The sequence below is a fragment of the Ideonella azotifigens genome (assembly GCF_006519715.1).
Classification (GTDB): domain Bacteria; phylum Pseudomonadota; class Gammaproteobacteria; order Burkholderiales; family Burkholderiaceae_C; genus Ideonella; species Ideonella azotifigens.
Genome location: NZ_VIDT01000128.1, coordinates 1 through 11073, shown reverse-complemented (window position 1 = coordinate 11073; position 11073 = coordinate 1). Strand labels below are relative to the sequence as shown.

General features: G+C 67.0%; 8 protein-coding genes. 3 read left to right on the top strand and 5 right to left on the bottom strand.

Going from position 1 to position 11073, the window contains the following annotated elements; genetic code table 11:
- From FKP22_RS33810 to ligA, 3 genes are all read left to right on the top strand, one after another.
- Window positions 1-793: cell division protein ZipA C-terminal FtsZ-binding domain-containing protein (locus tag FKP22_RS33810; protein ID WP_141287474.1), on the top strand; the 793-nt coding region annotated here is incomplete at its 5' end.
- A gap of 4 nt (window positions 794-797) precedes the next feature.
- Window positions 798-2096 (top strand): polyamine export protein PaeA, encoded by a 1299-nt coding sequence (gene paeA, locus FKP22_RS10655; protein WP_141287473.1) that lies wholly within the window; start codon window positions 798-800, stop codon window positions 2094-2096.
- Between the two features lie 301 nt (window positions 2097-2397).
- The gene (ligA, locus tag FKP22_RS10650) at window positions 2398-4470 is read left to right on the top strand and encodes an NAD-dependent DNA ligase LigA (protein ID WP_141287472.1); all 2073 of its coding nucleotides are present in this window, start codon (window positions 2398-2400) and stop codon (window positions 4468-4470) included.
- Window positions 4471-4547: 77 nt separating this feature from the next.
- Here ligA and FKP22_RS10645 read toward each other — a convergent pair whose 3' ends face one another.
- From FKP22_RS10645 to FKP22_RS10625, 5 genes are all read right to left on the bottom strand, one after another.
- Window positions 4548-7925, bottom strand: coding sequence for a S41 family peptidase (locus FKP22_RS10645; protein ID WP_141287471.1), 3378 nt, complete (start codon window positions 7923-7925; stop codon window positions 4548-4550).
- A gap of 116 nt (window positions 7926-8041) precedes the next feature.
- Window positions 8042-8620: a YdeI/OmpD-associated family protein gene (locus tag FKP22_RS10640; RefSeq protein WP_141287470.1), complete on the bottom strand. Its 579-nt coding sequence runs from the start codon at window positions 8618-8620 to the stop codon at window positions 8042-8044.
- Window positions 8617-9042: a hypothetical protein gene (locus FKP22_RS10635; RefSeq protein WP_141287469.1), complete on the bottom strand. Its 426-nt coding sequence runs from the start codon at window positions 9040-9042 to the stop codon at window positions 8617-8619. Before FKP22_RS10635 ends, FKP22_RS10640 begins: the two co-directional genes overlap by 4 nt.
- A gap of 43 nt (window positions 9043-9085) precedes the next feature.
- Window positions 9086-9637, bottom strand: a complete 552-nt coding sequence (locus tag FKP22_RS10630) for a DUF1697 domain-containing protein (RefSeq protein WP_141287468.1) — start codon at window positions 9635-9637, stop codon at window positions 9086-9088.
- Window positions 9637-11073, bottom strand: a 1437-nt coding sequence (locus tag FKP22_RS10625; RefSeq protein WP_141287467.1) for a single-stranded-DNA-specific exonuclease RecJ, incomplete at its 5' end; no start/stop codon positions are given. The genes FKP22_RS10625 and FKP22_RS10630, both read right to left, overlap by 1 nt.

The following is an 11073-nucleotide window of genomic DNA, read 5'->3' as shown; positions in this document are numbered from 1 at the left end:
GATTGCCACCGTGCGGCCAGACGCACCCGTCACCGGCGACCTGGCGCTGCAGCACCTGCCGCCCAGCCGCCGCGCCGGTGCCAAGCCTTTCCACATCGAAGGCCTGAACGCCGAGACTGGCGAGTGGGAAATGCCGCGCCCCGGCCAGCGCTACGGCGAGTTCCAGGCGGGCCTGCAAATGGCCAATCGTCATGGCCCGTTGAACGAGATCGAGTATTCCGAATTCGTGCAGAAGCTGCAGGCCTTTGCCGACGCGCTGAGCGCCAACCCGGATTTCCCGGACATGCTGGACGTGGTCGCCCGCGCCCGCGAGCTGGACAGCTTCGCCAGCCAGCACGACGCCCAACTGGGCGCCGTGCTGCGCGCCAACTCGGTCGCATGGTCGGTCGGCTACCTGCAGCAATGCACCAGCCGGCATGGCTTCGTGCCCGGCGCGGTCGCCGGCCGCCAGGTGCTGCCTGCTGCCGAAGACGGCGCGCCGCCGGTGCTGGTGCTGTCCTTCGATTCGCAGGTCGCCCTGTCCGAAGACCCAGGCCAGGCCGCGCTACGCGAAGTGACGCTGACGCTGGACGTGCCGCAAACCCCGGCTTCGGCCGAGCCCTTTGCCGCCTGGCAGGAATGCGCCCGCCGCCTGGCCGAGGATCTGGATGCGACCCTGGTCGACGACCGCGGCACGCCCATCACGCTGCACGCCTTTGCCGCCATCGGCCTGGAGCTTGGCCGGCTGTACGAGGCCCTGGCGGCCCGCGAGCTGGAAGCAGGCAGCGCCGCGGCACGGCGCTTGTTCAGCTAGGCCCGTGGACCTGATCGCCAGCCTGTTGCTCATTGCGCTGCTGATCGCGGCGTCGGCCTTTTTCGCGGTGGCCGAGATTGCAATGGCCGCGGCGCGGCGGCTCAAGCTGCGCCAGTTGGCCGACCTGGGCGAACACCGGGCCACACAGGTGCTGGCGGTTCAGGATGCGCCTGGCCATTACGTCACGGTGGTGCAGATCGGGCTGAACACCATCGCGATCCTGGCCGGTATCGTGGGCGACGGCGCGCTGACACCGCATTTCGCCGCCGCGCTGCGCTGGGCCGGCGTGGGCGAGGAGCGCCTTGGCGGGCTCAGCCTCGCGCTTTCGTTCCTGGCCGTCACCGTGCTGTTCGTGCTGCTGGCCGACCTGCTGCCCAAGCGCGTGGGCATGAACGACCCGGAGCGGCTGGCCATGCGCCTGGTCGGCCCGATGCTGTGGCTCAGTGCCTTGTTCAAGCCGGTGGTGTGGACCTTCACCCGCGCGGCCGATGGCCTGTCCAAGCTCTTCGGCCTGCCGCAGACGCGCGACGACCGCATCACCCACCACGACATCCTGGCCTTGACGGCGGCCGGCACCCTGACCGGCGCGGTGCACAGCTCCGAGCAGCAGATCATCGAAAACGTCTTCGAGCTGGACACGCGCACGGTCGAGAGCGCAATGACCTCGCGCGAGCGTGTCGTCTGGCTGGCGATGGACGACGACGAGGTGCTGCTGCGCACCCGCGTGGCCGAAGATCCGCATTCGACCTACCTGGTCTGCGGTGAAGGCATCGACGAAGTCATCGGCTACGTGGATGCGACCGACATGTTCGCCCGCGTGCTGCGCGAGGAGCCCATCGGCCTGCGCGCCTGCGGCGACAGCGGGCTGATCAAGAAGGTGCTGATCGTCCCGGACCGGCTGACGCTGGCCGAGATGCTGACCCAGTTCCGCCAGGCCCACGAGGACTTCGCCGTCATCGTCAACGAATACAGCCTGGTGGTGGGCGTAATCACGCTGAACGACGTGATGAGCACCGTGATGGGCGCGATGGTCGCCCCGCACGACGAGGAACAGATCATCCGCCGCGACGACGGCAGCTTCCTCGCCGACGGCGTCACCCCCATCCCCGACCTCGAACGCGCACTGGACATCGCCGAATGGCCGCACGCCGGCCAATACGACACCCTGGCCGGCTTCCTGATGGTCATGCTGCGCCGCATCCCCAAACGCACCGACACGGTCACCTGGGAAGGCTGGCGCTTCGAGGTGATGGACGTGGACAGGCATAGGGTGGACCAGGTGATGATTGCGAAGGTGAGTTGACGGGCGATCTTCAAATTGCCCTATGTGTTTTGGGGAAGTCCAAGGAGTCGAGAAGTGAAAGAACTTGTCATTTGGACCCTGGCGATTTGCCTCATCTTGAGAAGGCAGTTACTGCCATGGTTGCCCATTTCGAATGGACTCACCTTTCTTCTGTTGCTTCTGCTATTTGTCGTTTGGAACATTTCTTGGGGGCGTGGCTTGATGGCGCATCTCTTAAGAAGGCGAGGGGACGGCAAGGACTCCTCTGAGTAGATGTCAACATCCCTTCCAATTGAAATTGACGAACAGTCGAACTAGCAAGATGTCAGAAACTCCGCTACTGAAAGAGCGAGTTGCCGCGATACGGGCCCAACTCCACCACCATGCCCAGCAGTACTACGTGCTGGATGCGCCGCAGATCCCGGATGCGGAGTACGACAAGCTTTACCAGGAACTCGAAGCCATTGAGGCGGCGCATCCTGAACTGGTGACGGCGGACTCGCCGACGCAGCGCGTGATTGGTGCGGTGTTGGATGGCTTCACGCCGGTGCGGCATGTTGTGCCGATGCTGTCGATCCGTACCGAGACGGACACGACGGCGCAGGGTGCGGTGGAGTTCGACACGCGGGTGCGGCGTGAGCTGAAACTGGCTGAAGATGCGCCGCAGGTGGACTACGCGGCCGAGCTGAAGTTCGATGGGTTGGCGATCAACCTGCGGTACGAGCACGGCGAACTGGTGCAGGCCGCCACGCGCGGCGACGGCGAGACCGGCGAGGACGTGTTGCAGAACATCCGCACGATCAAGCAGGTGCCGCGCAAGCTGCGCGGCTGCAGTGCGGCGGTGCTGGAAGTACGCGGCGAGGTCTACATGCGGCGCGACGAGTTCGACGCGCTGAACGAGCGGCAGCGCGAGCTGATTGCCGCGGGTGCGAAGAACGAAAAGACCTTCGTGAACCCGCGCAATGCCGCCGCCGGTGCGGTTCGCCAGCTGGATCCGGCGATGGCGAAAAAGCGGCCCTTGAGCTTCTTTGCTTACGGTCTCGGCGAGGTGCAGGGTTGGGAGGTGCCGGAGACGCACAGCGGCATGCTGGACGCACTGGCGAAGATGGGGGTGCCAGTCAATGAAGACCGCGCGGTGGTGCAGGGCGCTGACGGCCTTGTGGCTTTCCACGAGCGCATCCGCGAGCTGCGCGACAGCCTGCCGTTCGACATCGACGGCGTGGTCTACAAGGTGAACTCGCGCGCGCTGCAGCAGCAGATGGGCTTCGTCTCGCGTGAACCGCGCTGGGCGGTGGCGCACAAGTACCCGGCGCAGGAGCAGATGACGCGGCTGCTGGGCATCGACATCCAGGTCGGCCGCACCGGCAAGCTGACGCCGGTGGCCAAGCTGGAGCCGGTGTTCGTCGGCGGCACCACGGTGAGCAACGCCACGCTGCACAACGAGGACGAGACGCGGCGCAAGGACGTGCGCATTGGCGACACGGTGATCGTGCGCCGCGCCGGCGATGTCATTCCCGAAGTCGTCGGTGTGGTGATGGACAGGCGGCCAGAGGACGTGGGTGAGCCGTTCGACCTTTACAAACGCCTGGACGGCAAATGCCCTGTGTGCAGCAGCCCCATCGAGCGCGAGGAAGGCGAGGCTGACTGGCGTTGCACCGGCGGCATCACCTGCCCGGCGCAGCGCAAGCAGGCGCTGCTGCACTTCGCCAGCCGCCGCATGATGGACATCGAAGGCCTGGGTGACAAGCTGGTGGACCAGTTGGTGGACGCCGGCATCGTGCGCAGCCTGCCGGACCTCTACAAGCTCGGCTTTGCCAACCTCGCGACGCTGGAGCGCATGGGCGACAAGAGCGCGCAGAACCTGCTGGACGGTATCGAGAAGAGCAAGTCCACCACGCTGGGCCGCTTCCTCTACAGCCTGGGCATTCGCCACGTGGGCGAGACGACCGCGAAAGACCTGGCCAAGCACTTCGGCAACCTGGACCGCCTGATGGACGCGCGGCTGGAAGAGTTGCTGGAAGTCAACGACGTGGGTCCCATCGTCGCCGAAAGCGTGCGGCATTTCTTCGACCAGCCGCAGCACCGCGAGGTCGTGGAGCAACTGCGCGCGGCCGGTGTGCATTGGCCGGACATCGAGGGCACTGCCAGCGACGCGCCGCGCCCGCTGCTGGGCAAGACGCTGGTGCTGACCGGTTCGCTGCCCACGCTGAGCCGCGACGAGGCCAAGGACCTGATCGAAGCGGCCGGCGGCAAGGTCAGCGGCTCGGTTTCGAAGAAGACCACCTACGTGGTGGCCGGTGAAGAGGCCGGCAGCAAGCTGGACAAGGCGCGCGAGCTGGGCATTGCCGTGCTGGACGAGGCGGGCCTTCAGGCGCTGCTGCGCGGCGAGGGCTGACGCATTCCGGCTGCAGGAAAAAAACGGCCGCCTGGTGAAGGCGGCCGTTCTGTCTGGCAGCGCAGCGGTTCAGTGCATCAGGGCTTGATGCCCTTCAGCAGTTCCTTCACGCCGGCTGCCAACTGCTGGTCATCGCCCTTGACGATGCGGGACGGGTCGTTGGCGACCTGGATGTCCGGCTGGATCAAGGCCTTTTCCATGTACTGGCCCTTGGCGTCCACGAAGCCGACTTCGGGAATGCCGAAGTAGACGTTCGGGTCCTGCAGCGTTTCCCACCACACGGCCGTGCCGGTGCCTGCCACCGGCATGCCGACCAGCTTGCCTAGCCCCAAGTGCTGGTAGGTCCACGGGAACAGGTGCGCGTCGGAGTAGTTGCTTTCGCTGATCAGCACCAGCGAAGGCTTGGTCCACTTGCCGGTGGGCTCGGCGCCCAGGTGCTGGCCGCGCGGCACGAAGTCCAGGTAGGCCTTGCCGCTGAGCAGCGTGGCCAGTTCGTCGTGCAGGTTGCCGCCGCCGTTGAAGCGGGTGTCGACGATGACGGCCTGCTTGCCGCTGTGTCGGCCCAGCATCTCCGAATAGACCTGGCGGTAGCTGTCGTCGTCCATGCCGCGCACGTGCACGTAGCCGACCTTGCCGCCCGAGAGCTTCTCCGTCAGCGCGCGTTCGGCCTTGACCCAGCGCTTGTACAGCAGCTCGTTCTGCTCGCCGCCCGGGATGGGTTTGACCACCTCGTCGAAGCGCTGGTTCTTGGCCGGGTCGAACACACCGAGCACCACGCGCTTGCCAGCCTTCTGGTTCAGCAGCGAGTCGTATTCGGCACCGGCGGCAATCGTCACGCCGTCGATCTTCTCGATCACCATGCCGGGCTGAATGCGTGCCTCACCGGCCTGCAGCGGGCTGCCGTCGATGATCTCGGCCACCTTCAGGCCGGCGCCGGTGAAGGCCGGGTCGAAGAACACGCCCAGCTGGGCTGTGGCGTCGCCTGCGCCAGGCTTGCCGGTGTAGCCCGAGCCGGTGTGCGAGACATTCAGCTCGCCCAGCATTTCGCTCAGCAGCTCGGCAAAGTCCTCGCCGTTGGCGATGTAGGGCAGCTGGCGCTCGTAGACCTTGCGGTAACCGGCCCAGTCCACGCCATTCATGTCGGCCACGTAGAGCTTGGCCTGGGTCTGGCGCCAGACGTGGTCGAACATGTAGGCGCGTTCGGCACGCAGGTCCAGGTTCAGCTCGGCGGCGAACTTGACCGGCTCAGGCTTGACGGGGCCGTCTTCCTTGGGGAGTTTGAACTTCTGGATGCCGCCATCGGCCAGCACAAACACGGTTTCGCCCTTGGCGTCCAGTTGCAGGTCCACCGGCAGCGGGTCGCCGTGGCCACCCTTGCCAGCCGGGAAGCCGCCGACCTTCTTGTTCTCCTTGCTGCGCAGGCGGTTGACCCACAGCTCGATGCCGTCGGCCGTTTCCAGCAGGTAGACCAGGGCTTCGCCATCTTCCGAGAGCACCGCAGCGCGCACGTTGCCGGCGTTTGGCGTGAGCCGCACCACGCGGTCCTCGACCTGGTCCAGCTCCAGCTTCACCGGCTCGGGCAGGGTGATGGCGTCGTCGTCCTTCTCCTTGTCCTTGCCGCCCTTCTTGTCGGCCTTGGCTTCTTTCGCCTTGTCCTTTTCCTTCTTTTCCTCTTCTTCCTTCTTCAGCAGCGCGGCGTATTCGCCCTTGTCGAGGTTGAAGCGGTCGAAGGCCTCGCGGGTGAAGAACATCGCGTAGACGTCCTTCTGCGACGAGCCGGAGGCGCCGTGCATGCCGGTGCGGTCGGTCAGCCAGACCATCATCTGGCCGTTGCGTGCCCACTGCGGCGAGAAGTCGTCATAGCCGCTCTGGGTCAGGTTGACCAGCGGGCGCTTGCCCTGCGCATCGATCAGGCCGACCTCGGCACCCCAGCGGTTGCGGTCCACGAACTGGGTCAGCAGCGAGTGGCCGTCGGGCGACCAGTCGAACCACTGGTCGCCGTCGGCGTAGGAGTAGTTCCATTCGGCCGGCAGCACGGTGCGGGTCTGGCCGCTGGCCAGGTTCAGCACCTTCAGCGTGTTGCGGTTTTCCAGGTAGGCCACTTCCTTGCCGTCCGGCGAGTAGCGGGGCTGGAAGTTGTCCTTGCCGTTGCTCAGCAGCGTCTTGATCTGCACCTTGCCGGCGCTGTAGAAGTTCGGCGATTCCTTCTTGTTGCCGGGCAGGCTGGCTTCGTAAAGGCTCCAGGCGCCATCGCGCTCGCCGGCAAACAGCAGGCGCCGGCCGTCCGGGCTGAAGCTGACCGAGCGTTCCTGCGTCGGCGTGTCGGTGATGCGCTTGGTGTCGCCGAACTCGGACGAGGCGACAAACACCTCGCCACGAATCACGAAGGCCACTTCGTTGCCACTGGGGCTGGGCGACATCTCGGTCGCGCCCTGCGACAGGCGCTGCAGCTCGGTGCCGCGGGTGCGGGTGTCCGCGGCGATCTGCACGGCGACCTTGGTTGGCGCGCTGGCGCCCGGGGCCAGGCGGTAGAGCTCGCCGTCGTAGCCGAAGCTCAGCGTGCCGTTGCTGGCCATGCTGAGGAAGCGCACCGGGTTGGTCTTGAAGCTGGTGACCTGCACTGCCGCTTCGGGTTGGTTCAGCGGCATTTTCCAGACGTTGAACGAGCCGCTGCGCTCGCTCAGGAAATACACCGCCTGCTCGTCGGGCGACCAGACCGGGTTGCGGTCCTCGCCGCCGAAGGTGGTCAGCTGGCGGTGCTGGCCGGTCTTGGTGTCGTAGAGCCAGATGTCATGCGCCACCGGCGAGACATGGTGCTTGCGCCACAGGTTCTCGTAGCCTTTCCAGTCCTCGTACAGCATCTGCGTGCCAGCCTTGTTCAGCTGGGCCGAGAGGGCCGGCGTGCTGAGCAGCTGCACCGGGCGCTGGCCGGCTTCGACCGAAACCTTGTACAGCTCGCTGGCCTGGCCCGAGGGGAACATCAGGTTGCCGCGGGCGTCCATGTGGGTGCCGGAGAACAGCACTTCCTTACCGTCCGGCGTGAAGCTCAGCGGCGTCTCGTTGGCCGAGTGCGTCGTCAGCCGGCGCGAAGGGCCGCCCTGGGCCGAGACCAGGAAGACATCGTAGTTGCCATAGAGGTTGGCCGCGTAGGCGATGCTGCGGCCGTCTGGCGACCACACGGCGCGCGAGTTGCTCTGGCCGTTGGCCACCAGCAGCCGGGCCACGCCACCCTCGGCGGGCACGACAAACAGGTTGCCCTGGAAGCTGAAGGCGATCTGGCTGCCATCGGGCGAGATGGCCGGGTAGCGCATCCACAGCGGATCCTGCAGCGGGCCCAGGGCCGGGTTGGCGCTGGCCGCGGAAGGTGTGGCTGCTGAAGCTGAGGTAGCAGCGGTGAGCAGGCACAGCGTGGCGGCCGCATGGGCCAGCGCACGCAAGGGAGTCGAAAACAACATGGACGGTCCTGGACAGGGAGCGATGGTGACGGCAATTTGACACCAGCCGCACTGTCGTTTTTCTGTCCGCAATCCCCTTGAACGTGGCTCCCCGTTCGTCGCAAAGCACGCGACAACTAGCGGTATTTCTGCGTATGCCCGAGCCGCTCACCGCGGGCGCAGCTGGCCAGCAGTTCCGCCAGCCGCCGAGCCTGGGTGGCGGCCGTCTTGGGGCTGGTGACCCAGTGCACCGCCGTGCGCCGGTAGCCTGGCGGCTGGGCCAGGAAGAAGGCCAGGGCATCGGGCAGCGCATGCAACTGCGCCGCCATCTCCGGCGGCAACTCCTGCGGCCGGGCGGCAAAGGTGTAGCCGGTGTGGTGTTCGGGCTTGCGCGCCTCGAACACCGCCAGCCCCTCCGGCCGCATGCGCCCCTCGGCCAGCAACACCGGCACCCGCTGCACGTTGACCATGCTCCACACGCTGCCGGGCCGGCGCGGCGTGAAGCGGATGCTGTAGCGCGCGTCGTCGATGCGCCGGCGCACGCCGTCGATCCAGCCCACGCACAGCGCCTCGTCCACCGACTCGGGCCAGGTCACGCTGGGCTGGCCGCTGCCCACTTTCCAGTAGCCCAGCAACAGCTCGGTCTGGGTGGCGTGGTGGCGCTTGAACCAGGCGTGCAACTGGGCTGGCGTGGCGAAATACAGGGCTTCACTCATGGTGGTGCGCTGGCGGCGCTGGTGGCAGCGCCCGGTTCGCCCATCACCTGCGCCAGTGCGGCCGAGCGCAGCTGGCCCTTGCCGATGGGGCGGCCGGCGGCAAAGACCTGGAAGTCCGGCTGCTTCGCTTTCACGCGGAACGGCTGAAGGCAGCGGATCGCCAGGTCCTGCGTCTCGCCAGGGTTCAGCTGGCCCTCGGGGTCGTACAGCCGCAGCGCGCAGGTCAGCACTTCGGGTTCGCCGGAGAAGCGCAACTGGGCCATGAAGTTGTGAAAGACCGGTGCATCTCGCCCGCTCTTCAGGCCCAGCGGCCAGAGCTGCAGGTTCACCGCCACGTTGCGGTCGGCGGGGAACTGGAACAGCTCGGCATCGGCTGGTGGATCGGCCGCGAGAGCGCTCGCGCCGAAGATCAGCAACGGCACAGCCAAACGCCAGCGGGCAGAAAGGCGACAACCAGCCATCGCCTTACCCGTTCGCCAGCGCCTGCAGTTTCTTCATCGTGGCCCAGTTGCGGCTGGTCGCGCGGTCCTTGAACAGCTTCTCGAAGGCCGGCGCCAGCTTGCTGTCCAGGATGCCCGGCTCGCAGCGCAGGTAGGCCACGCCGGGGCCGATGGCAAAACCGTCGGGCGCCCAGTCCTTCTCGCCCAGCTGCTTCAGCGCGGCGCTGGTGGCCTCGCTGTCCGGCTCCCGCAGCACGGCCACCAGCAGGCGCGAGGCGATCTCGTCGGCATCGTCCCAGGGCATGGCCGCGAGCATCGCGTCCAGCTGCGCGGCCGAGATCACCGTGGTCTTGCTCTGCACGCCCAGGTGTTGCTCGATGGCAGTTTCGATGGCCGCTGCCAGCTTGATCGCCGTGGGCCTGCCGGTCGCGCTGAAGACGACATTGCCGCTGTTGAGCAAGGTGCTCACCTCGCTGTGGCCCAGCTCGGTCTCCAGCAGCGTGCGCAGCTCCGCCATCGCAATGCGCTTGGCCTTGCCGACGTTGATGCCGCGGAAGAGGGCGATCCAGCGGGCCATCAGACGGCCGCCTCCACGACCATCTGCACGCGCACCTGCCCCTGGAACTCGTCCACGCTGAGCCGGTACGCCAGCCGCACCGTTTCGGCCACCGGCTCGGCATGGCCGAACCAGATCGCGTCGCGCAGCGTGCCTTTGGGGCCGCCGTGGCGCACGCGCAGCTTCAGGTGCTTTTCGCCGACCAGCTTTTGCTGGATGACCACCACCTCGTCGCAGAAAACAGGTGCCTCAAAACCCTGGCCCCAGACCACGGCATCCAGCTTGGCCACCGTCTCGGGGTTGAAGTATTCCGGCAGCAGCGGCCCATCGGTCGCCAGCTTGCGGGCCAGGGCTTCGGGCAGCAGCCATTCCTGGGCGACTTGCTGCAGCGCCTGGTCGAAGGTCTCGAAGTCTTCTTCTGCCAGCGTGCAACCGGCGGCCATCGCGTGGCCGCCGAATTTCTTCAGCACGCCGGGGTGGCGCTTGGTCACCAGGTCCAGGGCGTCGCGCAGGTGGAAGCCGGGGATGGAGCGGCCGGAGCCTTTGAGCAAACCGTCTGCGCCCAGCGCGAAGACGAAGGTCGGCCGGTGCAGCCGGTCTTTCATGCGGCCGGCCACGATGCCGACCACGCCTTCGTGGAAGTCCGGGTCGAACAGCACCACCGCGGCGGGCGGCTGGCCCTCGGGCATCAGCGAGTCCAGCAGCAGCTCGGCCTGCTCGCGCATGCCGGCTTCCACGTCGCGCCGTTCGCGGTTGATCGCGTCCAGCTGCTGCGCGAGTTCGATGGCGCGGCCGGGGTCGTCGGTGGTCAGGCATTCGATGCCCAGCGTCATGTCCGACAGCCGGCCCGCGGCATTGATGCGCGGGCCCAGCGCAAAGCCGAAGTCGAAGGCGCTGGCCTTGGCGGGCTGGCGCGAGGCCGCGGCAAACAGCGCCGCCACGCCCGGCTGCATGCGGCCGGCGCGGATGCGCCGCAGGCCTTGCGCCACCAGGCGTCGGTTGTTGCCGTCCAGCTTCACCACGTCCGCCACCGTGCCCAGCGCGACCAGGTCCAGCAGCGCGTCCAGCTTGGGCTGGGGTACGGTTTCGTAGGCGCCACGCTGGCGCAGCTCGGCGCGAAGCGCGAGCAGGGTGTAGAACATCACGCCCACGCCGGCCAGCGCTTTGCTGGGAAACTCGCAGCCGGGCTGGCTGGGGTTCACGATCACGTTGGCATCCGGCAGCAGCACCTCGCCGTCCACCAATGCGGGCAAGTGGTGGTCGGTCACCAGCACCTGCATGCCGAGCGCGCGCGCATGGGCCACGCCAGCCTGGCTGGCAATGCCGTTGTCCACGGTCAGCAGCAGCTGCGGCTGGCACTGGGCCACGGCCAGGTCGACGATGGTGGGCGTCAGCCCATAGCCGTGAACCGCGCGGTCCGGCACCACGTAGTGCAGCTGCGCGGGCTGTCCGCCCAG

Bases quoted from the DNA above. Each gene is read 5' to 3' on its own strand.
- FKP22_RS10645 (WP_141287471.1), bottom strand. From the start codon at position 7,925: ATGTTGTTTTCGACTCCCTTGCGTGCGCTGGCCCATGCGGCCGCCACG.
- ligA (WP_141287472.1), top strand. From the start codon at position 2,398: ATGTCAGAAACTCCGCTACTGAAAGAGCGAGTTGCCGCGATACGGGCC.
- FKP22_RS10640 (WP_141287470.1), bottom strand. From the start codon at position 8,620: ATGAGTGAAGCCCTGTATTTCGCCACGCCAGCCCAGTTGCACGCCTGG.
- FKP22_RS10630 (WP_141287468.1), bottom strand. From the start codon at position 9,637: ATGGCCCGCTGGATCGCCCTCTTCCGCGGCATCAACGTCGGCAAGGCC.